A 21,457-nucleotide genomic window follows, 5' to 3' on the forward strand; every position below is an offset into this window, starting at 1 on the left:
ATCTTCTCTCGCCGTCGGGTGTGTCGGTGCGATGCCTCGGCCCGATTGTTCAACCCCCTTGTGGTCACCCTTGTGGGCCCGGTGATCGGCGCTCGTGCAAAGCGTGAGTCGGGCCACGCCGTAGCTGGGCAGCTTGTCGGTGACCAGCACGCGCGGCGGTCCCCAGCGGCGCATCAGCTTGCGCAGGAACCATTTGGCCGCTTTGGCATTCCGGCGACTCTGCACGAGGATCTCCCCTGTATCGCCCCTGGCGTCGACAGCGGCCAGAGCCAATGCTTCCGGCCGCGAATCGAGATCACCACCCCATCGAGATGCCGCTTGTCCGCCGCGCCGGGCCGATCCCGCCGGATACACCCGCCGGATACATGCGGCAAACTGCGGCCCGAAGCGGGCAACCCAGGCTCGGATCGTCTCGCAGCTGACTGCACGCCCTGCTCTGCCAACAGGCCCTCGACATCGCGCAAGCTGAAGGCAAACCCGTGATACGCCCAGACTGCATAAGCGATGATTGAGCGCGGGAAGCGGTACCCTTCGAGCGAGGGAGCTTCGATGGTGATCATCCAGACCTGCCAGGCGCCAGACCACGCCTCGTCAACCTGACAGAGCCTGTCAAACTCCCAGCGGGTTTCACCGCACAGGCAGCGGCCGCGTTTCGTCATGATGTCCTCCGCCGCCTTTTCGTGACCAGTCTGACCGGACGAAGGGCCCGGGCGCGTCAAAAAGCGACACGGCATCCGGGAACAGCGTCCAGCTGCCAAGCTTGACCAATGACCGGCCCCCGGCTAAGGGCCACGGTATGGAAAAGCAAAAGAAACCTTCGCGCCAGCAGGTCTATACCCTGCTGGTTCAGGTCGGACGGAAGAAGGGCGACGGCCTGCCGGATGGCGCGACCGGCGCGGCGCTGATGTGCTATGCCAGCGGCGTGGACGAGGCCGAGGCCGTGCGCGAGACGGTCGCGATCCTGCGGCAGGCCGACATGGCGCCGCTGGATGTCACCGGCCACGGCACGATCGAGGAACGCGAGGCGCGCGGCGAAGAAATCCCGCCCGAGGAACGCGCGCTGATGGATCGTGCCCTGCGCGAGAACGCGGTCATCGTCGCGCAGGTGACGCCGTTCTACGACTGATCCGGGCTGCCCCGTCCGGGGGGGCTTGGAGTCGCGCGCCTGCGCACTCATATAGATTGCGACTGACATTCACACGGGGGCAGACATGCTCGAACTGGGACAGAAACAGCCTTCGGCGCAGGCGGGCGATCTGGTGCGCGACGTGACCGAGGCCGAATTCATGAAGGCGGTCATCGAGGCCAGCCAGGAAGTGCCCGTGATCGTCGATTTCTGGGCGCCGTGGTGTGGCCCGTGCAAGGCACTGGGCCCGGCCCTGGAGGCCGCGGTCGTCGCGGCCAAGGGAAAGGTCCGCATGGCCAAGGTCAATGTGGACGAAAACCAGATGCTGGCCGGACAGCTGCGCATCCAGTCGATCCCGACGGTCTATGCCTTCTGGCAAGGGCGTCCGGTTGATGGCTTTCAGGGTGCGTTGCCCGCATCCGAGGTCAAGGCGTTCGTCGATCGCGTCGCGGCGCTGGCCGGTGACGGTGGGCTGGGCGAGGCCATCGAGGTCGCCGAGCAGATGCTGACCGAGGGCGCAGCCGTCGACGCGGCCGAAACCTTTGCGGCCATCCTGGCCGAAGACCCGAAGAACGCCGCGGCCTATGGCGGCCTGATCCGGGCGCATCTGGCCGCCGGCAACACCGAGCAGGCCGAACAGCTTCTGGCCGCCGTTCCCGCCGAAATCGCGTCGAGCGCCGAGATCGAGGCCGCGCGCGCCCAGATCGAACTGGCGCAACAGGCCCGGAATGCGGGACCGATCGCCGAGCTCAGCCAGACGGTCGAGGCCGATCCGAACGACCATCAGGCCCGCTTCGACCTGGCGCTGGCCCTGCACGCGGCAGGCAGGGTCGAGGAAGCGGTGGACACTCTGCTGGAGCTTCATCGCCGTGCGCCCGACTGGAATGACGGCGCGGCGCGCAAGCAGCTGTTCACCATCTTCGACGCGCGCAAGCCAACCGATCCGATCGTGCTGAAGGGGCGGCGCAAGCTGGCCTCGATGCTGTTTGCCTGATCTTGCGCGAGGGCAAGGCATGAGACTGCGCGGCGGCCTGCCGGACAAGATCCCGCTTTTCCCCTTGCCGGGGGCGATCCTGTTGCCGCGCATGCGTCTGCCGCTGCAGATCTTCGAGCCGCGCTATCTGGCGATGCTCGAGGATGTGCTGAAGACCCCGCACCGGCTGATCGGCATGATCCAGCCCCGGCCGGGCCCCGAAGGCCAGCCGCAACTGGCCCGGATCGGCGGGGCGGGGCGGGTCACGGCCTTCAGCGAGACCGATGACGGGCGTTACATGATAACCCTGACCGGGATATCGCGCTTCAGGCTGATGCGCGAAGTGTCGGGCTTCGCCCCCTATCTGTCGGGCGAGGTCAGCTGGGACGACTTCGCAACCGATCTTGCCGGCGCGGAGGAGGACCCCGACTTTGATCGCGAGCAGTTCCTGCGCCTGTTGTCGCGCTATTTCGCGGCGCATGACATGCGCGCCGACTGGGACAGCCTGCGCGAGGCCGATGACGAGATGCTGATCAATTCGCTGGCCATGCTCAGCCCCTTCGAGCCCGAGGACAAGCAGGCCCTGCTGGAGGCCGCAACCCTTGGCGAAAGGCGCAGGATGCTGGAGACGCTGATGGAATTCGCCCTGCGGGGCGGAGGCGAGGAGATCGTCCAGTGAGCGAGGAAATCCGATTCGATCGCAGGATGCTCGAGGCCCTGGTCTGCCCGGTCACCCACGGCCCGCTGACCTATGACGCCGAACGGCAGGAACTGGTTTCACGCGCGGCGCGGCTGGCCTTTCCGATCCGCGGGGGCATCCCGATCATGCTGGTCAGCGAGGCGCGCGCGCTGGACTGAGCCGCCCAGCGATGCTTGAGCCCGACGGCGCGATCGCATAGGGTCCGCGCAGCATGAACACCCCTTTCCACGCAACGGAGATCTTCATGGCACAGCGCCTTCATCTCGTCTTTGGCGGCGAGCTTGTCGATCCGTCGAAAAACGTCTTCAAGGATCCCAGGAACATCCACATCGTGGGCATCTTCCCGAACTACCAGGAGGCCTATAACGCCTGGAAGGCCGAGGCCCAGCGCACCGTGGACGACGCCCATACGCGCTATTTCATCGCGCATCTGCATCGCCTGCGCGACGAAGAGCGCGAGGCCGGCCCGACCGAGGAGCTGGGCGACTGATCGCCCCGGTGCAGGATGAGCTGGTCGCCCGCGCTTGCCCTGTATCTGATCGCCGCCCGGCGCGGGGCGGCGCGGAGCGTGGCAGCACGACCGGAACGGCCCGGCGAGCGGTTGATCTGGCTGCATCCTGGTGGAAGCGGAACGCCGCGCCGGCTGGCGCAACTGGCGCTTCGCATCACGGCGCGGGACGATCCGCCCGCCATTCTGGTCACGGGCCAAGAGGGTGCCGCGCCGGAGCTTGACGATTTTCCCGACGGAACCTTGTTCGACCTGCTGCCGCCGGACCGGATTGCGGATCTTCGCGCATTCCTGCGGCATTGGCGGCCCGATGCCCTTGTCCTGACGGAAACGGAACTGCCGCCCGCGCTGATCGTCGAGACGCATCGGCGTGGAATCCCGATTCTTCTGGCCGATGCCGCGATCGGGGCCGCGGAAGATCGATTCTGGCGTCGGGGAATGGCGCGGGCCCTGCTCTCGCGGATCGATCGGATCCTCGCGCGCGATCCCGAGAGCGCCGAGCGGCTGCGCCGTCTTCTTGGTCCGCAGGCGCCTGTGGAAGTGGCAGGGCGGATCGAGGAAACGACCGATCCGTTGCCTTGCAAGGACTCCGATCGTGAATGGCTGGCGGAACTGACCAGCGCGCGCCCCGTCTGGCTGGCGGCATCCTGCCCGCAGGGCGAAGAGCCCGCGGTCATCGCCGCGCATGCCGAAGCGCTGCGGTTTGCGCACCGCACGCTGCTGGTCGTCGTGCCGGATACGCCCGCGCGTGCGCCCCTCCTGGCCGCAAATCTGCGGGCTCAGGGCTGGATCGTCGCCGAGTGGGACAAGGGCGAGGAACCGGCCCGGGACGTGCAGATCCTGGTCGCGGCCGACGAGGCCGATCTGGGCCTGTGGTACCGCCTGGCCCCGGTGACCTTCATGGGCGGAACGCTGCTGGCCGAAGGTGCCGGGCGTTCTCCCTTCGAGCCCGCCGCTTTTGGCTCGGCGATCCTGCATGGTCCGCATTTCGGTGCCTATCCCGAGGCCTATGCCCGGCTGATCGAGGCGCGCGCCACCCGGATGGTGGACCAGGCCGAGGAGCTCGCGCGCGCCGTGACCGACATGATGGCACCTGATCGTGCCGCGATCCTGGCGCATAATGCCTGGGCGGTGTCCTCGGGCGGGGCCGAAGTGGCCGAGCGCGTGGCCCGCGCCGTCCTCGATCTGATCGAGGCCCGGCCCCGGACGGAGGTTGTCTGATGCGTCCGCCCGCTTTCTGGTATCGTGATGCGGCGCATCCCGGGCTGACGGCACGGCTGTTGTCCCCGCTGGGGCGTCTTTATGCGCGGGCGACGGCGCGCCGTCTGTCCCGGGAAGCGGCGCTGCGGGCGGATGTCCCCGTCATCTGTATCGGAAACCTGAATGCGGGCGGCACCGGCAAGACCCCGACCGTCATCGCGCTTGTCCAGCGCCTGGCGCAGCGCGGGATCGCGGCCCATGTCGTCAGCCGCGGTCATGGCGGCCGCCTGACGGGACCGGTGCGGGTGGACGAGCGGCGGCACTCGGCCGGCGAATGCGGCGACGAGCCCCTGCTCTTGGCGGGATTCGCCCCGACCTGGGTCGCGCGCGACCGCGCCGCTGGCGTGCGCATGGCACAGGATGCGGGCGCGCAGGCCATACTTCTGGACGACGGGTTCCAGAACCCCTCGGTGCACAAGGATCTGTCAATCGTCGTGGTGGATGCCGCGCGCGGCTTCGGCAATGGGCTGTGCCTGCCCGCGGGGCCGCTGCGCGAGCCAGTTCCCGTGGGTCTGGCGCGCGCGGATTTCGTGCTGTCCATCGGCGACGAGGACGCCCAGCGCAGATTCGTTGCCCAGTGGGGATGCGCGTTGCCCTGCCCGCACCTGACGGGCCGGCTGCGCCCTTTGCAGACCGGGATGGATTGGCAGGACCTGCCGGTTCTGGCCTTCGCTGGGATCGGTCACCCCGAGAAATTCTTTGCCACGCTGCGGGATCTGGGCGCGCGGATCGTGCGCAGCGTGTCGCTGGATGATCACCAGCCGCTGGCACCCGCATTGCTGCGCAGGCTCGAGGCCGATGCCGAGGCGATCGGCGCGCAATTGGTCACGACGGAGAAGGACGCGGCCAGGCTGCCCGCCGAATTCCGCCCCAAGGTGTTGACCCTGCCCGTCCGGCTGGAGATCGACGACTGGTCCGCCCTTGATGCCGCGCTGGAGCGGCTGGGGCTTTAATCCGACTTCTTTCGACTGCTCTTGAATTCGGCATCGTGACTGCCAAGCCGTGGCGAGGCACGGTTCAGGGAAAGCTCGGCCTCCGAGAACCGGAAGGGCGAGCGGACGCCGGGAATGCCCTCGGGCGCGATCCGCATGGCGCGGGCCGCGATCTGCGGATCGGCAAAGACGTCGCGCATGTCGTTGATCGGACCTGCGGGAATTCCCGCGGCCTCGCACGCCGACAGAAGTTCGTCGCGCCTGCGCTGGCGCGTGGCGTCGGTGATCAGGGCCGTCAGCTCTTCGCGGTTCGCGACGCGGTCGGCATTGGTGGCAAAGCGCGGGTCGGTGGCCAGCGCGGCCAGGTCCAGCAGCTCGCACAGCCGGCGATATTGCGCATCGTTGCCCGTGGCGATGATGATCCAGCCATCCGCGCAATCGAACACCGAATAGGGCACGATATTGGGGTGCGCATTGCCCATGCGCGAGGGCGGCTTGCCCGAGACGAGGTAGTTCATGGCCTGGTTCGCCATGATCGCGGTGGCCACGTCGAACAGGGCCATGTCGATATGCTGACCGCGTCCGGTACGGTTACGTTGATGCAGTGCGGCCAGGATCGCGGTGGCGGCATAGATGCCGGTGAAGATGTCGGTCACCGCGACGCCGACCTTCTGGGGCTGACGATCCGGCTCGCCCGTCACGCTCATCAGGCCGGACATGCCCTGGATGATGAAGTCATAGCCCGCGCGCGGCGCATAGGGTCCGGTCTGGCCGAACCCGGTGATCGAACAGTAGATCAGCCGGGGATTGAGTTTCATCAGGCTGTCATGGTCCAGCCCGTATTTCCTGAGCCCGCCGACCTTGAAGTTTTCGATCACCACATCGGCGTCGCGGACCAGTTCGCGCACGAAAGCCTGGCCTTCGGGCGTGCGGAAATCCGCGGTTACGGATTTCTTGCCGCGATTGCAGGCGTGGAAATAGGCGGCCGAGCGGTCGCCTTCGCGTTCGACGAAGGGGGGACCCCAGCGGCGCGTGTCGTCGCCTTCGGGAGATTCGACCTTGATGACCTCGGCGCCCAGATCGGCAAGCGTCTGGCCGGCCCACGGACCGGCCAGGATCCGGGCCAGCTCGATCACGCGCAGGCCCGAAAGTGGCGTCATTCGGCCTTTTCCGCCAGCTTCTCGTCCAGGATGGCCGAGAAATCGGCATAGGACATGTTGGAATATTTCGTTCCGTCGATGACGAATGACGGGGTCGAGTTGATGCCGTCCCGCGTGGCATTGGCCTGATAGGTGGCGATCATCGCCTTCATCTGGTCCTCGTCGCGCAGGCAGGCATCGACCTGTTCGGCCGTCATCCCGGCCTTGATGCCGATCTTGCGCAGATTGTCGGCGATGGTGGCGGGTGTCCCGTCGCCGATCCATTCCTTCTGGGTGTCATAGATCATGTCGGCCACGGCGAAATACTTCTCGGGCCCCGCACAGCGCGCGACGGCCGCGGCCCACAGGCCGAACCGGTCGAAATAGACCTCGCGATAGACGAAGCGCACCTTGCCGGTGTCGATATAGTCGCGCTTGAGGTCGTCAAAGACCGTTTCGTGGAAATGTGCGCAATGCGGGCAGGTGAACGATGCGTATTCGATCACTTCCACGGGCGCCTCGGCAACGCCCAGCACCATGTCTGGCACGCGCTGGGCCTCGGCGCTGGGGGTGGCTTCCTGCGCGAGTGCGGCGGTCGAGAAGCCTTGCGTCAGCGGCGTTCCGGCCCGGTTGGCCGACAGCCCGATACCGGCAAGCACGGCAAGCGCGGCACCGGCGGCGATCATGGAGGTTTTCGACATAGGCTCAACCCTTGTTGTTGCGTGAGCGAGATAAGACCTTTTCGGCCAGCGCTTCAAGCGCGGCCCGCAGGGTCGGGTCCTGGACCTCACCCGAAAGTGTTCGCGCCGTGAGCCGGATTTCGGGGTCGGGCGGGGTTTCGTCGGCCTTGGGCCGGGGCGCGAAGGCCACCTGGCCCTCGGCAAAGCCAGTGGGCGCGGTCTGGGTCACCGTGATGCGCGAGACCGCGTTGTAGCCGTAACAGGCGTTCACCCGCTCGCGGATCTGGGGCAGACGCATCTGCAGGATTGGCGCCTGCGCGCCCGTGGTCAGCAGGGTCAGCGTGCCGCCCATTCCTTCGCGGCCATAGGAAATGCGCACCGGCACGGCCATGGCGGCGATGTCTTCACCCACGATCTCGGGCCAATGGGTCAGCAGGCGGGACACGGCAAAGCCGCGGGACTCGCCGACGGCGCGGATACGCTTGCGCAGCAGCCCCCCGGCCGGCACGAAGCCCCGCCCGCGTCGTTCGGTCATGGTTGCGTTCACGCCCTTTTCCTGTCCTTGATCCTGGCATGATCATCCTAGAGCCAAAGGTGGGGTTTGCCCACCATCCACGTCAACACGGATGCCCCCAACACGGATGCTTCGGGCCATGACGCACGAACGGCGCATCGCCGCAACCCTTCTGGCCTGGTATGACGCCAATGCACGCGATCTGCCCTGGCGGACCGGGCCGGATGCGGCGCGGGCGGGCCTGCGTCCCGATCCCTATCGCGTTTGGCTGTCAGAGGTCATGCTTCAGCAGACCACCGTGGCGGCGGTGCGCGACCGCTTCCTGCGTTTCGTCGAACGCTGGCCGGACGTGGCCGCGCTGGCCGCCGCGCCCGATGCCGAGGTGATGGCCGAATGGGCCGGGCTTGGCTATTACGCCCGGGCGCGAAATCTTTTGGCCTGTGCGCGGATCGTGGCCCGCGACCTTGACGGGCAGTTCCCCCGAAGCCGCGCCGGGCTGCAGGCCCTGCCCGGGATCGGCCCCTATACGGCGGCGGCCATCGCGGCGATCGCGTTCGACCTGCCCGAATGCGCGGTCGACGGCAATGTCGAGCGGGTCGTGGCGCGGCTCTTCGCGGTTGCCGAGCCCCTGCCGGCTGCGCGGGCGCGGATCGGGTCGCTGGCCGCCGCACTGGTTCCCGGCGACCGGCCCGGGGACCACACGCAGGCGATGATGGATCTGGGCGCCACGATCTGCACGCCGCGCAATCCCGACTGTGACGCCTGTCCGCTTCGGGCGTTGTGCGGCGGCCATGCCCGGGGGATCGCCGCCGACCTGCCGCGAAAGGCGCCGAAGGCGGCCAAGCCCGTCCGGCGCGGCATCGCCTATGTCGGGCGCCGCGCCGATGGCGCATGGCTGCTGGAACGTCGGCCCGCGCGCGGGCTGCTGGGCGGCATGCTGGGTTGGCCGGGCACGGAATGGACCGTCTCGCCCGCACGTCCTGCCCCGCCCGCCCGGGCCGAATGGCGCGCCGTTCCCGGCGAAGTGCGTCACACCTTCACCCATTTCCATCTGGCCCTGTCGGTGATGGTGGCCGAACTGCCTGCCGGGGCCAACCCGGAGCGTGGTGAATTCATCGCGTCCGACCACTTTCGCCCGGCCGATCTGCCCACCGTGATGCGCAAGGTCCATGCGCATGCCTTGGCCGGTGGATTCGAAGGTCATTGAGCACGAAGGCCCGGGCGCCTAATCTGCGGGCAGGCATGACGGATCAAGGCAGAGGCAAGCCCATGTCGGACATCACCGCCACATCGTCGCGGCGCGCCGGGGGCATAAAGGCCGCCGCGCCCTTCTGGATTTCCCTGCTCATGGTGCCGCTGGCCGTGGCAGGCGCGGCTTATGGCGGATGGACGGTTCTGTTGCTGCCGATCTATGGCTGGATCGGCACGACGATCCTGGATGCGCTTGCCGGGCACGATACCTTCAATGCCGATCCGCAAACGCCCGAACGCGAATTGTTCTGGCATCGGCTGATCACGCTGCTGTGGTTTCCGATTCAGGCCGCGGTTCTCTACGGGCTGATCTGGTACGTGCCGCGCGCCGCCCATCTGGGCACGGCCGAAAAGATCGGTCTGTTCTTCGGAGTCGGTGTCATCTCGGGCTCCATCGGCATCACCTATGCGCATGAGCTGATGCATCAGCGCAACCGGCTGGAGCGCTGGCTGGGCGACCTGCTGCTTGCCACGGTCCTGTACAGTCATTTCCGCACCGAGCATCTCCTGGTGCATCACCGCTATGTCGGGACACCGCGCGATGCGGTGACGGCGCGCTACAACGAAGGCTTCCATCGGGCCTTCCTTCGCGTGCTGCGCGACTGTCCGCGATCGGCCTGGCGGGCCGAAAGGATGAAGCTGGCCCGCGCGGGCCGGCCGGTCTGGCACCGATCGAACCCTTTCTGGCGTTACGCGATCCTTCAGCTGGTCGCGCTGGGCCTGGCCTTCGGCCTGGGTGGCTGGCAGGGGCTGGCGCTGTTCTCATGGCAGGCCCTTGTCGCGATCTGGCAGCTGGAGCTGGTGAACTACGTCGAGCATTACGGCCTGACCCGGCGTCATCTGGGCGATGGCCGCTACGAGCATGTCCTGCCGCGACATTCGTGGAATGCCGATCACAAGGTCACGAACTGGCTCTTGATCAACCTGCAGCGCCATTCCGATCATCACTACAAGCCGGACCGGCGGTTTCCCCTGTTGCAGACCTATCCCGAGGACGAGGCGCCGCAGCTTCCCATGGGGTATCCCGCGATGACGGCGCTGGCGATGATCCCGCCCCTGTGGCGGCGCAAGATGAATCCGCGGGTGCGGGAATGGCGGCGCCGTCACTATCCCGACATCACGGACTGGAGCGACTACAATCGCGGCACATTGCCTATGCCGCGCGGTTCGGTCTGAGGCCGCGGCATCAAAAAGGCATCAAAAATCCCCGCCGGACCTGGGCCGGCGGGGTCAGTTCGTGCCCACGCGCGCGCTCCGCGCCTTTCGCGGCGCGGGCGGGTGGGCACCGGCGGTTCGATGGATGCCCGCGATATCCGGTCAGTTCGGGCGCGCGCCGCTCATCTCGGCGCGGATCTGCTGGCGCAGCATGTCGATCGGGACCAGCTTGCCGTCACGCTTGAAGTGCCAGTAGGTCCAGCCGTTGCAGGATGGCGCGCCTTCCAGCTGGGCTCCGACCTTGTGGATCGAGCCCTTGACGTCCTTGCCCACCAGCGTCCCGTCCGCGCGCACCTTGGCGCGGAAGCGGTTGCCAAGCGAATAGAGCTCCTCGCCCGGGCGCAGAAGTCCCCGCTCAACCAGCTGGCCGAAGGGGACGCGGGGTTCGGCGCGTTTCGAGGTAGAAACCTCCAGCACATCCGCGGGCAGGGGGCGGACCTTCTCCAGCCGCCGCTCGGCGATCTCGCGATATTCGGCCTCGCGCTCGATTCCGACATAGTTGCGGCCCAGCATGCGCGCTACGGCGCCCGTCGTTCCGGTGCCGAAGAACGGGTCCAGCACCACGTCGCCCGGATTGGTCGTCCCGATCAGGATGCGGTGCAGAAGGGCTTCGGGCTTTTGCGTCGGGTGGGCCTTTTCGCCGCGTTCGTTCTTCAGCCGCTCGGACCCGGTGCAGATCGGGATCACCCAGTCCGACCGCATCTGGACGCCCTCGTTCAGCGCCTTGAGCGCCTCGTAATTGAAGGTATAGCGGCTGTTTTCGCTTTTCGACGCCCAGATCAGCGTTTCGTGCGCGTTGGTAAAGCGCTTGCCGCGGAAGTTCGGCATCGGGTTGGACTTGCGCCAGATCACGTCGTTCAGGATCCAGAAGCCCTGGTTCTGAAGTTCGGCGCCCAGACGGAAGATGTTGTGATACGAGCCGATGACCCAGATCGCCCCGTCGGGCTTGAGCAGCCTGCGCGCGGCGGCCAGCCATTCGCGGGTGAAGTCGTCATAGGCCCTGAAGCTGTCGAACTGGTCCCACGCATCGTCCACCGCATCCACGCGGCTGTTGTCGGGGCGATGCAATTCGCCGCGAAGCTGCAGGTTGTAGGGCGGATCGGCAAAGATCAGGTCGACACTCTCGGCGGGAAGCGCGCGCATCACCTCGATGCAGTCGCCGCCGAGAATCCGGTTCAGCGGAAGCTCGGTTCTGGTGGTTTCTTTTTTCATCACTGCCTCATGTTCCGGCCTCTCTGTGCCGGTCTTGTTATGCAGGCAGGATGCCGCCCAGCGGATTCCGCGTCAATTTCTTTTTTGAATCAAGGGGTTACACTTTTCGCTTGGCACAACATCTTGTGTACGGGGGCGAAGGAACGTCTATGATGTGGGGTGACCCCAAGATCTTGGAGCGCCCGAAGGTGGTCCTTCGTGGGATAGCCCGCGTTGCGTTCCCAGCCATAGCCCGGATGGCGGCGGGCAAGATCGTGCATGATGCGATCGCGCCACACCTTGGCCACGATCGAGGCCGCCGCGATCGACAGCGACAGCGCATCGCCCTTCACCACCGCCCGTCCCGGGCAGGGCAGTTCGCGGGGAATCATGTTGCCATCGATCAGGGCCAGATCCGGTGGCGCCGGCAGCGCGCCAATCGCGCGGCACATCGCCAGATGGCTGGCCCGCAGGATGTTCAGCTCGTCGATCTCGGCGACGCTGGCCTCGCCGATGCCGACCTCGGCACAGGCCATGATCTGGTCGAACAGGGTTTCACGGCGCCGGGCCGTCAGCTTTTTCGAATCGTTCAGCCCATCGGGCAGGCGGGCGGGGTCCAGGCGCACGGCCGCGGCGACGACAGGGCCACAAAGCGGGCCGCGACCGGCCTCGTCCACGCCGACGATCCGGGCAATGCCCTGGCCCAGGGCCTCGAATTCCATGGACAGGTCTGGTCGGGTACGCATGGCAGGCAGATTGCCGCCCTTCGACGCGGGTGCAAGTACGATTCATCGCCTGCGTCAAAAAAGAGGGGCGGGCAATGCCCGCCCTCAGGTCACGGCGCATGCGTTGGCGCCGACTGCTCGATCCGGTTCCTTTTCATGCCGCCCGATCAATCGTCGCGGTCATGCTTGTGCCGGTGGGAATCGTGGCCATGGCGGGCATGCCTGTCGAAGCGGAAGCCATAATTGCGCAGGCAGCGCGTGTCATAGACCGTGCGCTTGCCCCAGCGAGTTCTGATCTTGAAACCGCATCCGTCCGGCAGGTGGCTGCGGACGCCGAATTCCTCCATGCAGCGCGCCGAGACGACATCGCGCCCGCCGACCGGAAAGACACAGGCCGCCGGAATGGCACGCGGGTGGTACCGACCGGGCCGCTTGTCGCGGTGAGATTCGGTTTTCCAATCGTCCAGCCGTCGGGTTTGCGTCGAGCCGGATTTCGAAACCTTCTTCTTGTCGTTGTCCTTGCTGATCTCGTTGATCAACAGGCCGATTGCCGCCGCGCCCAGTAGCACGCCCAAGGCCTCCTGGTTCCTGTCGGCCGACAGGGCCGGTGCGGGGGCAAGACCGGCCATCGCGACGGCGATTGCGGCAAGGGCGGAAATCATCATGCGTTTCATCGGGTCTCTCCCGTTCTGGGGGCGGGGGCTCTCGCTGGATGTGTGGCGCCCGCCTTTGATGACCCGACCCTGCGGCCACAGCGCGCGGCAGCACAATAACGCCGGGTTGCTAGCCGATAACAGACGAACGGTGCGCGCCATGCGCCGCTGGTTATTGATTAGCGGCCCGCGCCGGCGCATCTTCGGGGCATGAAAACGCATCGTCTGATATCCGCCCTGATCGCGATCGCGCTGGCTGGCCCGGCGCTGGCCGATTGCCGCGTCGAATACAAGGCCAAGCAGGACAATCCGCTGCGCCTGAGCTTTGGCACCGCGACGCTGCCCGAGAAGGCCTGCGCCGACAAGAAGGCGGCGGCCCGCGCATTGGCGCCGCAGCTTGCGAAACAGGGCTGGACGCTGCTTTCCATCGTGTCCATCCTGCCCGACAAGTGACGACAGGCAGCGAGGGCCGCGTGAGCGACACCCGAAAGGCAAGGATGGACCGTATCCGAACGGCCCTGGACGGCAATCGCGTCGTGGTCTGGGGCGTCGTGGCCATCGTGGCGATCCTGGCCGCGGCGGCGGTCATGCTGTTCCTGTCGCTGCCCGATGCCAACGCCTTCAACGAGAGGGTCGAGCGGATCTTCGTCGAGAATGACGCCTTGCGCACGGCCGAGCAGATCCGCCTGCTGGAGATCCTTGCCCAATCCGGCACCGCCTTTTCCGAGGTTCTTGCCAGTTACCGGATGATCATCTTCGTCCTGCTGGTCTTTGCCGTGGCGCTGATGGTGGCGGCGATCATCTTCCTGGTCACGATCGCCGTTCTGAACCGCCGCATGGAGGAAATCGAACGTCAGGGGATTCGCGTCTCGTCGCTGATGATCAGCCGCGAGGAAAACTCGGTCATGCTGAATGACATGGCCTTTCGCCTGACGCCCGCCGCGATCGAGACGCTCTCGGTCCTGGCCGAGGCGCGTCTGGACGGCGACATCATGTCGGGGGCCGAGATCGAGGCCGTCATCTCGGGCAAGGATCCGGCCGATTGCGACGAGGCCGCGGGCGCCATGCGGATCAAGCGCCTGCGCGATGCGCTGGGCAACCAGATCGTGTCCGAGCTTCTGGTGCGCAACATCGCCCGGCGCGGCTATGTCCTGGCCGTCGAGCCCGAGAAGATCCGCATGATCTGACGCCCCGCCGCCGCGGTCGGCGCCCTTGCGCGCGCGGTCCGGGGTGGCTATATGCAGCCTTCAACCTGACCGGTGGGGGGACGCCCGTGATCCAGACGCCCTACTATCTGATCGACAAGTCGAAGCTGTTGCGCAACATGCAGGTCATGGACCGGCTGCGCGAAGGGTCGGGGGCGAAGACGCTGCTGGCGTTGAAGTGTTTCGCAACCTGGTCGGTCTTCGACCTGATGCGCGAACACATGGATGGCACGACGTCGTCCTCGCTGTTCGAACTGCGCCTTGGGCGCGAGAAGTTCGGCGGTGAAACGCATGCCTATTCCGTGGCCTGGGCCGATCACGAGATCGACGAAGCGGTGTCCTATGCCGACAAGATCATCTTCAACTCGATCGGTCAGCTGACCCGGTTCGAGGCGGCCTCGGCCGGCATCCAGCGCGGCCTGCGGCTCAACCCGCGCTTCTCGACCAGCGGCTTCGACCTTGCCGATCCCGCCCGGCCCTTTTCGCGCCTGGGCGAATGGGACGTCGGCAAGATCGAGACCGTGATGGACCGCATTACCGGTTTCATGATCCACTACAATTGCGAGAACCGCGATTTCGGCCTGTTCGACGAACAGCTGGGCCGGATCGAACGCGAATTCGGCCGCCTCTTGGAGCGCGTGCAATGGGTCAGCCTGGGCGGCGGCATCCACTTCACCGGCGAAGGCTATCCGGTCGATGACCTGGCCGCGCGGCTGAAGGCCTTCGCCGAGAAGTTCGGCGTCCAGGTCTATCTGGAACCGGGCGAGGCCGCGATCACCAACACCACGACGCTGGAAGTCACGGTGCTGGACCTGCTCAACAACGGCAAGGATCTGGCGATCGTCGATTCCTCGATCGAGGCGCATATGCTGGATCTTCTGATCTACCGCGAGCAGGCCAAGCTGCCCCGGACGGGCGATCACGAATACCAGATCTGCGGCAAGTCCTGCCTGGCCGGCGACGTCTTCGGCGATGCGCGCTTCGAACGCCCGCTGCAGGTCGGCGACCGGATCTCGATTCAGGACGCCGCGGGCTATACGATGGTCAAGAAGAACTGGTTCAACGGCGTCAAGATGCCGGCCATCGCGATCCGGGAACTGGACGGCAGCATCCGTCTGGTGCGAGATTTCGGCTACGAGGATTATGCCTCGAGCCTGTCGTGAGCGCAGCTTGCGCTCTCCTTCAACTGGCCTCTGACGAAAGGAGACAGCCGAAGTGAAAAAGAACGTGCTCATCATCGGCGCGGGCGGCGTGGCGCAGGTCGTCGCGCACAAATGCGCGCAGAACAACGACGTTCTGGGCGACCTGCATATCGCCAGCCGCACCAAGGCGAAATGCGATGCGATCATCGACAGCGTCCGCGAGAAGGGCGCAATGAAGGTGCCGGGCACGTTCGAATCGCATCAGGTCGATGCGACCGACGCGACCGCAGTGGCCGACCTGATCAAGGCGACGGGCGCGCAGATCGTGATCAACGTGGGTTCGGCCTTCGTCAACCGCCATGTGCTCGAAGCCTGCATCCGCACCGGCGCGGCCTATATGGACACCGCGATCCACGAAGAGCCCGACAAGATCTGCGAAACCCCGCCGTGGTATGCGAACTACGAATGGAAGCGGCGCGAGGATTGCGAAAAGGCCGGCGTGACGGCCATCCTGGGCGTGGGCTTCGACCCGGGCGTGGTGAACGCCTATGCGCGGCTGGCCGAGGACGAATTCCTCGACACGATCGAATCGATCGACATCGTGGACATCAATGCCGGCAGCCACGGCAAGTATTTTGCCACCAATTTCGACCCCGAGATCAACTTCCGCGAATTCACGGGCACGGTCTGGTCGTGGCAGAACGGCCAGTGGCAGGCCAACAAGATGTTCGAGATCGGCCGCGAATGGGATCTGCCGGTGGTGGGCAAGCAGAAGGCCTATATGACCGGCCATGACGAGATCCATTCGCTGTCCCAGCGCTATCCAAATGCCGATGTGCGTTTTTGGATGGGATTCTCGGACCATTACATCAACGTCTTCACGGTGCTGAAGAATATCGGATTGCTGTCCGAACAGCCCGTCAGGACCGCCGAGGGTCAGGAGGTCGTGCCGCTGAAGGTCGTCAAGGCCTGTCTGCCCGATCCCGCCAGCCTTGCGCCGAACTATACCGGCAAGACCTGCATCGGCGATCTGGTCAAGGGTACGAAGGATGGCAAGCCCGCCGAGGTCTTCATCTACAACGTGGCCGACCACAAGGAAGCCTATGAGGAAGTCGGCAGCCAGGGCATTTCCTATACCGCGGGCGTTCCGCCGGTGGCCGCGGCGATCCTGGTCGCCAACGGCACCTGGGATGTGGGCAAGATGGTCAATGTCGAGGATCTGGACCCCAAGCCCTTCATCAGCCTGCTGAACCGGATCGGCCTGCCGACCCGGGTCAAGGACGAACAGGGCGACCGTCCGGTGGATTTCGCCTGACCCACTGTCGCCGCAAGCCAGTCTGCGACGCCCGGCCCGAAAGGGTCGGGCGTTTCGCTTTGACCCGGCGGCATCGCCGAAGGCCTGCGCCCGTCAGCCGCTTCCTGACGCCCCCCAGCCATTGAAGACCCCATGCCGGTCCGGCCGGGGCTGTGTGAGGCAGGGCGCATTGTACCGGACCCGCCAAGCTGCCCGATCCCGCTGCCATGGGCGCGGCGGGCGCCTTTCAGGCGAATTCCGTAACAGCATAGCCCTGCAGGTACAGCAGGGCGGTCAGGTCGCCGTGGTTGATGCGCACATCGCACTGCGCGGCAACCGAAGGCTTGGCATGTAGCGCGACCCCCGTACCGGCAAGGCCCAGCATCCCCAGGTCGTTTGCCCCGTCGCCCACGGCGATCACGTCGTCGGGCGTCAGACCCAGCCGTGCGGTGATGTCGTGCAGGGCCTGCACCTTGGCCTCACGCCCAAGGATCGGGCGCGCGACATCGCCGGTCAGGCGCCCCTCCCTGGCCAGCAGGACGTTGGCACGGTGTTCATCGAAGCCCAGCGCGCGCGCAACCGCTTCGGTGAACGCCGTGAACCCGCCCGAAACCAGGGCCGCATAGCCGCCATTGGCCTTCATCGTCGCGATCAGCTCGCGTCCGCCGGGCGTCAGGGTGATGCGCTCGCGCAGCACATCCGAAATCACGCTTTCCGGCAGGCCGCGCAGCAGGCCCACGCGCTCCAGCAGCGCTTCCTCGAAGTTCAGTTCGCCGTTCATCGCCCGGGCGGTGATCTGCGCCACGCGCGGCCCGACGCCCGCCATGTCGGCCAGTTCGTCGATGCATTCCTGCCCGATCATGGTCGAATCCATGTCCGCCAGCAGCATCCGCTTGCGGCGCCCTTCGGCCGGTTGCACCACAAGATCGATGCCGATGCCCTGCAGCCCTTCCCAGACCTGCCAGCGGTTCTCGGGCAGCCGGTCGATATCGAATTCCGCGGCGATGCCGGGATTGAGCCAGCGCGCATGGCCGCCCCCCCAGGCGTCTCGCAGGGCTTCGACGGTCGCGCGGTCGAGATCCGCGCGGGCAGGATTGGCAAGCAGGGTGGCAACGAACATGAAGAAAGTTTCCGATAGTGGTCGGGACGGGTCGCAATTGATATCCGATGCGCCGACTTAAAGCAGTTTTCCGGCTTGTGCCAGAGCGCGCATGGTCATATGCCCATCGGCGGGACACCCCTCCCCAACGAGGGGCGCATATCTGGAAGGATACCATGACAGATCAGACGATCCCGGCCGCGCGGCCGGCCAATCCGCGCTTTTCTTCTGGCCCCTGTGCCAAGATCCCCGGATTTACCCTGGACATGCTGTCGGACGCGCCGCTGGGCCGTTCGCATCGCTCGGCGCTGGGCAAGGCGAAACTCGCCGAGGCCATCGACCTGACGCGCGAGATCCTGGGCGTGCCGGCCGATTACCGCATCGGCATCGTTCCGGCCTCGGATACCGGCGCGGTCGAGATGGCGATGTGGAACCTGCTTGGCCAGCGCAAGGTCGATATGCTGGCCTGGGAAAGCTTTGGCGAGGGCTGGGTGACCGATGCGGTCAAGCAGCTCAGGCTCGACGCCAATGTGCATCGCGCGCCCTATGGCCAGATCGTCGATTTCGCCAGGGTCGATTTCGACAATGACGTCGTGTTCACCTGGAACGGCACCACCAGCGGCGTGCGTGTCCCTTCGGGCGCTCTGATCCCGGCCGATCGCCAGGGCCTGACGATCTGCGACGCCACCAGCGCGGTCTTCGCCATGGACCTGCCCTGGGAGCGGCTGGATGTCGTGACCTTCAGCTGGCAGAAGGTGATGGGCGGCGAGGGCGCGCATGGCGTCCTGATTCTGTCGCCGCGCGCCGTCGAGCGGCTGGAGAGCTACAGCCCCGCCTGGCCCCTGCCGAAGATCTTCCGCCTGACCAAGGGCGGCAAGCTGATCGAGGGCATCTTCCGCGGCGAGACGATCAACACGCCGTCCATGCTGTGCGTCGAGGATTACCTGGTCGCGCTGAAATGGGCGAAGTCCATCGGCGGGCTTCCTGCCCTGATCGCGCGCGCCAATGCCAATGCCGGCGTGGTGGCCGATTTCGTCGCAAGCCGTGACTGGATCGCGAATCTCGCCGAGGACCCGGCGACGGCCTCGACCACAAGCGTCTGCCTGAAATTCACCGATCCGCGCATCAGGGACGGCGCCGCCTTTGCCAAGGCCGTCGCGAAGCGGCTGGAGAAGGAAGGCGTGGCCTTCGATATCGGCGCCTATCGCGATGCGCCTCCGGGTCTGCGCATCTGGTGCGGCTCGACCGTCGAGACATCGGATGTCGAGGCCCTGATGCCATGGATCGAATGGGCCTTCGAACAGGAACTTGCCGCGCAGGCCGAAGCGGCCTGACGGCGCCCCCGACATCGCAATCCATCCCAATCAAGGAGCCACGACAATGGCACCCCGTGTTCTCGTGTCCGACAAGCTGTCGGAAACCGCCGTCCAGATCTTCCGCGATCGCGGGATCGAGGTCGATTACATGCCCGATCTGGGCAAGGACAAGGATCGCCTGCTGGAGGTGATCGGCGATTATGACGGCCTGGCGATCCGCTCGGCCACCAAGGTGACCGAAAAGCTGCTGGAGCGGGCAAGCCGGCTGAAGGTGATCGGCCGCGCCGGCATCGGCGTGGACAATATCGACGTGCCCGCGGCCTCGCGCCGTGGCGTGATCGTGATGAACACGCCGTTCGGCAACGCGGTGACGACGGCCGAACATGCGATCGCCATGATGTTCGCCGTCGCCCGCCAGCTGCCCGAGGCCAGCGTCTCGACCCATCAGGGCAAGTGGGAAAAGAACCGCTTCATGGGGGTCGAGCTGTTCAACAAGACTCTGGGCGTCATCGGCGTGGGCAATATCGGCTCGATCGTCTGCGACCGGGCGCTTGGCCTGCACATGAAGGTCATCGCCTATGACCCCTATCTGTCCGAGGAACGCGCCCAGAAGCTGGGCGTGACCAAGGTCGATCTGGACGAGCTTCTGGCCCGGGCCGATTTCATCACGCTGCATGTGCCGCTGACCGAAAAGACGCGCAACATCCTGTCGGCCGAGGCGATCGCCAAGACCAAGAAGGGTGTGCGGATCATCAACTGTGCACGTGGCGGCCTGGTGGACGAGGCCGCGCTGGCCGAGGCGCTGAAATCGGGCCATGTCGCCGGCGCCGCCTTCGACGTGTTCGAGAAGGAGCCGGCCACCGACAGCCCGCTTTTCGGCCTGCCGAATGTCGTCGTCACGCCGCATCTGGGCGCCTCGACCACCGAGGCGCAGGAAAACGTCGCCATCCAGGTGGCCGAGCAGATGTCGGACTATCTGCTGACCGGGGCGGTGCAGAACGCGCTGAACATGCCGTCGGTCACGGCCGAGGAGGCCGCGGTGATGGGCCCGTGGCTGAAGCTTGCCCAGCATCTGGGCGCCTTTGCCGGCCAGATGACGCAAGAGCCGATCACCGCCGTCAACATCCTGTATGACGGTGTCGTCGCGGGCATGAATCTCGAGGCGCTGAACTGCGCGGCCATCGCGGGACTGATGAAGGTGGTCAACCCGGATGTGAACATGGTGTCGGCCCCGATCGTGGCGCGCGAGCGCGGCATCAGGATCTCGACCACGCACCAGGAAAAGAGCGGCGCATTCGAAGGCTATATCAAGCTGACCGTCGTCACCGATGGCCGCGAACGGTCGATCGCCGGCACGGTCTTCTCGGATGGCAAGCCGCGCTTCATCCAGATCAAGGGCATCAATATCGATGCCGAGATCGGCGCGCACATGCTCTATACCACCAACGAGGACGTGCCCGGCATCATTGGCACACTGGGCCAGACGCTGGGCGAGGCGGGCGTGAACATCGCCAACTTCACCCTTGGCCGCGCGGCGCCGGGTGGCGATGCGATCGCCCTGCTGTATCTCGACAAGCCGGCCGATCCCGCCGTGCTGGACGCGCTGCGTGCCACGGGCAGGTTCCATCAGGTCCAGCCGCTGGAATTCGACGTCGCCTGAACCGGTTGCGTGGCGTCATCGTGCCGCGCTAGGGTCCGCCCGGACAACAGGGGGCGGACCCGGATGCGGACCTATGCGATCGGCGACATTCACGGCCATCTGGACAAGCTGGAGCAGGCGCATCGCCTGATCGAAGAGGACCGGGCGCGGGTTGGCGACAGCTCTGCGCCCGTCGTGCATCTGGGCGATCTGGTCGATCGCGGGCCGGATTCGGCGGGTGTCGTGGACTATCTGATCCGCGGGATCGAGGCGGGCGCGCCGTGGATCGTTCTGAAGGGAAACCACGACCGGATGTTCACCGGGTTCATGTCCGATCCGGATCACCAGGATCCCGGCCTGCGCGCCGATCTGCACTGGACCCATCCGCGGCTTGGCGGCGATGCGACGCTGGCTTCTTACGGCGTGCCGGGCGCGGGCGAGCGCCTGTTGCACGACCTGCACGAAGAGGCCCGGGCCCGCGTGCCCGAACGCCACCTGCACTTTCTGCGCGCATTGCCGTCACGGGCGCTCATGGGCGAGGTCCTGTTCGTTCATGCGGGCATTCGTCCCGGCATCCCGCTGGAAGATCAGGTCGAGGACGACCTTCTGTGGATCCGCCGTCCCTTCCTCGACTGGACCGGGGATCACGGCGTTCTGGTCGTCCACGGCCATACGGCGGTCGACGCGCCCGAACATCACGGCAATCGCGTCAATCTGGACAGCGGCGCGGGCTATGGCCGGGCGCTGACCGCGGCGGTGTTCGAGGAACGGCGCGCCTTCATCCTGACCCCCGAAGGCAGGATCGAACTGGCCCCGGCGACCTGAACGCCGTGCCGTCACGTCGCGGCGCGTTTGCTCTGGCAACACCGCCGCGCGGGGCGTAGCCTGTCCGAAA

23 protein-coding genes and 1 pseudogene are annotated in these 21,457 nt (G+C 66.1%); 16 read left to right on the plus strand and 8 right to left on the minus strand.

All coding sequences use genetic code 11. The annotated features are described in order from the left end of the window. Window positions 1-560: pseudogene (locus tag LV82_RS15170) on the minus strand (IS6 family transposase); the annotation flags it as partial. Between the two features lie 236 nt (window positions 561-796). On the opposite strand from LV82_RS15170, the gene LV82_RS13045 reads away from it, so the two are divergent. From LV82_RS13045 to lpxK, 7 genes are all read left to right on the plus strand, one after another. Next, a complete protein-coding gene (locus LV82_RS13045) occupies window positions 797-1,126 on the plus strand; it encodes a hypothetical protein (protein ID WP_104072396.1) in 330 nt (109 codons plus the stop codon). An 85-nt stretch (window positions 1,127-1,211) separates the two neighbouring features. Continuing rightward, window positions 1,212-2,120: a thioredoxin family protein gene (locus LV82_RS13050; protein ID WP_104072397.1), complete on the plus strand. Its 909-nt coding sequence runs from the start codon at window positions 1,212-1,214 to the stop codon at window positions 2,118-2,120. A 19-nt stretch (window positions 2,121-2,139) separates the two neighbouring features. Further along, a complete protein-coding gene (locus tag LV82_RS13055) occupies window positions 2,140-2,778 on the plus strand; it encodes an LON peptidase substrate-binding domain-containing protein (protein ID WP_104072399.1) in 639 nt (212 codons plus the stop codon). A 26-nt stretch (window positions 2,779-2,804) separates the two neighbouring features. After that, window positions 2,805-2,957: a Trm112 family protein gene (locus LV82_RS13060; protein ID WP_104072527.1), complete on the plus strand. Its 153-nt coding sequence runs from the start codon at window positions 2,805-2,807 to the stop codon at window positions 2,955-2,957. A gap of 86 nt (window positions 2,958-3,043) precedes the next feature. Beyond that, window positions 3,044-3,289: a DUF4170 domain-containing protein gene (locus LV82_RS13065; RefSeq protein ID WP_104072528.1), complete on the plus strand. Its 246-nt coding sequence runs from the start codon at window positions 3,044-3,046 to the stop codon at window positions 3,287-3,289. 15 nt (window positions 3,290-3,304) lie between these two features. Continuing rightward, complete coding sequence (locus LV82_RS13070) at window positions 3,305-4,528, plus strand: 3-deoxy-D-manno-octulosonic acid transferase (RefSeq protein ID WP_104072401.1); 1,224 nt, start codon at window positions 3,305-3,307, stop codon at window positions 4,526-4,528. After that, the gene (gene lpxK, locus LV82_RS13075) at window positions 4,528-5,520 is read left to right on the plus strand and encodes a tetraacyldisaccharide 4'-kinase (RefSeq protein ID WP_104072403.1); all 993 of its coding nucleotides are present in this window, start codon (window positions 4,528-4,530) and stop codon (window positions 5,518-5,520) included. The genes LV82_RS13070 and lpxK overlap by 1 nt, the downstream gene beginning before the upstream one ends. Here lpxK and LV82_RS13080 read toward each other — a convergent pair. The 3 genes from LV82_RS13080 to LV82_RS13090 are packed head-to-tail and all read right to left on the minus strand — an operon-like array spanning window position 5,517 to window position 7,853. Beyond that, window positions 5,517-6,659 (minus strand): CaiB/BaiF CoA transferase family protein, encoded by a 1,143-nt coding sequence (locus LV82_RS13080; protein WP_104072405.1) that lies wholly within the window; start codon window positions 6,657-6,659, stop codon window positions 5,517-5,519. The two genes, lpxK and LV82_RS13080, sit on opposite strands and share 4 nt — an antisense overlap. Continuing rightward, the gene (locus LV82_RS13085) at window positions 6,656-7,339 is read right to left on the minus strand and encodes a DsbA family protein (protein ID WP_104072407.1); all 684 of its coding nucleotides are present in this window, start codon (window positions 7,337-7,339) and stop codon (window positions 6,656-6,658) included. The genes LV82_RS13080 and LV82_RS13085 overlap by 4 nt, the downstream gene beginning before the upstream one ends. A gap of 4 nt (window positions 7,340-7,343) precedes the next feature. Further along, complete coding sequence (locus tag LV82_RS13090) at window positions 7,344-7,853, minus strand: DUF721 domain-containing protein (protein WP_104072409.1); 510 nt, start codon at window positions 7,851-7,853, stop codon at window positions 7,344-7,346. A gap of 118 nt (window positions 7,854-7,971) precedes the next feature. Between LV82_RS13090 and LV82_RS13095 the strand changes: the two genes are divergently transcribed. Further along, window positions 7,972-9,039, plus strand: a complete 1,068-nt coding sequence (locus tag LV82_RS13095; RefSeq protein WP_104072530.1) for an A/G-specific adenine glycosylase — start codon at window positions 7,972-7,974, stop codon at window positions 9,037-9,039. A 62-nt stretch (window positions 9,040-9,101) separates the two neighbouring features. Next, on the plus strand, window positions 9,102-10,259 hold the full coding sequence (locus tag LV82_RS13100) for an alkane 1-monooxygenase (RefSeq protein WP_104072532.1): 1,158 nt from the start codon (window positions 9,102-9,104) through the stop codon (window positions 10,257-10,259). A 141-nt stretch (window positions 10,260-10,400) separates the two neighbouring features. On the opposite strand, the gene LV82_RS13105 is transcribed toward LV82_RS13100, so the two are convergent. From LV82_RS13105 to LV82_RS13115, 3 genes are all read right to left on the minus strand, one after another. Further along, the gene (locus LV82_RS13105) at window positions 10,401-11,510 is read right to left on the minus strand and encodes a site-specific DNA-methyltransferase (protein ID WP_104072411.1); all 1,110 of its coding nucleotides are present in this window, start codon (window positions 11,508-11,510) and stop codon (window positions 10,401-10,403) included. A gap of 89 nt (window positions 11,511-11,599) precedes the next feature. Next, on the minus strand, window positions 11,600-12,235 hold the full coding sequence (locus LV82_RS13110; protein ID WP_104072413.1) for a ribonuclease HII: 636 nt from the start codon (window positions 12,233-12,235) through the stop codon (window positions 11,600-11,602). Between the two features lie 146 nt (window positions 12,236-12,381). Next, complete coding sequence (locus tag LV82_RS13115; protein WP_104072415.1) at window positions 12,382-12,888, minus strand: hypothetical protein; 507 nt, start codon at window positions 12,886-12,888, stop codon at window positions 12,382-12,384. 189 nt (window positions 12,889-13,077) lie between these two features. On the opposite strand from LV82_RS13115, the gene LV82_RS13120 reads away from it, so the two are divergent. The 4 genes from LV82_RS13120 (at window position 13,078) to LV82_RS13135 (ending at window position 16,529) form a co-directional block, all read left to right on the plus strand. Beyond that, window positions 13,078-13,320 carry a hypothetical protein gene (locus tag LV82_RS13120; RefSeq protein ID WP_104072417.1) on the plus strand — a complete coding sequence of 81 codons (243 nt, stop codon included), beginning with the start codon at window positions 13,078-13,080 and terminating at the stop codon, window positions 13,318-13,320. Between the two features lie 44 nt (window positions 13,321-13,364). After that, window positions 13,365-14,054, plus strand: coding sequence for a winged helix-turn-helix domain-containing protein (locus LV82_RS13125; protein ID WP_104072534.1), 690 nt, complete (start codon window positions 13,365-13,367; stop codon window positions 14,052-14,054). Window positions 14,055-14,140: 86 nt separating this feature from the next. After that, window positions 14,141-15,235 (plus strand): carboxynorspermidine decarboxylase, encoded by a 1,095-nt coding sequence (nspC, locus tag LV82_RS13130; protein WP_104072419.1) that lies wholly within the window; start codon window positions 14,141-14,143, stop codon window positions 15,233-15,235. 52 nt (window positions 15,236-15,287) lie between these two features. After that, window positions 15,288-16,529: a saccharopine dehydrogenase family protein gene (locus tag LV82_RS13135; protein WP_104072421.1), complete on the plus strand. Its 1,242-nt coding sequence runs from the start codon at window positions 15,288-15,290 to the stop codon at window positions 16,527-16,529. A gap of 226 nt (window positions 16,530-16,755) precedes the next feature. On the opposite strand, the gene serB is transcribed toward LV82_RS13135, so the two are convergent. Beyond that, a complete protein-coding gene (serB, locus tag LV82_RS13140) occupies window positions 16,756-17,628 on the minus strand; it encodes a phosphoserine phosphatase SerB (RefSeq protein ID WP_104072423.1) in 873 nt (290 codons plus the stop codon). A 155-nt stretch (window positions 17,629-17,783) separates the two neighbouring features. Here serB and LV82_RS13145 point away from each other — a divergent pair, with 155 nt between their 5' ends. From LV82_RS13145 to LV82_RS13155, 3 genes are all read left to right on the plus strand, one after another. Next, on the plus strand, window positions 17,784-18,941 hold the full coding sequence (locus LV82_RS13145) for a phosphoserine transaminase (protein WP_104072425.1): 1,158 nt from the start codon (window positions 17,784-17,786) through the stop codon (window positions 18,939-18,941). A gap of 46 nt (window positions 18,942-18,987) precedes the next feature. Next, the gene (gene serA, locus LV82_RS13150; protein ID WP_104072427.1) at window positions 18,988-20,583 is read left to right on the plus strand and encodes a phosphoglycerate dehydrogenase; all 1,596 of its coding nucleotides are present in this window, start codon (window positions 18,988-18,990) and stop codon (window positions 20,581-20,583) included. 63 nt (window positions 20,584-20,646) lie between these two features. Beyond that, the gene (locus LV82_RS13155) at window positions 20,647-21,387 is read left to right on the plus strand and encodes a metallophosphoesterase family protein (RefSeq protein ID WP_104072428.1); all 741 of its coding nucleotides are present in this window, start codon (window positions 20,647-20,649) and stop codon (window positions 21,385-21,387) included. The last annotated feature ends 70 nt before the right edge of the window (window positions 21,388-21,457 follow it).

Source organism: Albidovulum inexpectatum (genome assembly GCF_002927635.1).
GTDB lineage: Bacteria > Pseudomonadota > Alphaproteobacteria > Rhodobacterales > Rhodobacteraceae > Albidovulum > Albidovulum inexpectatum.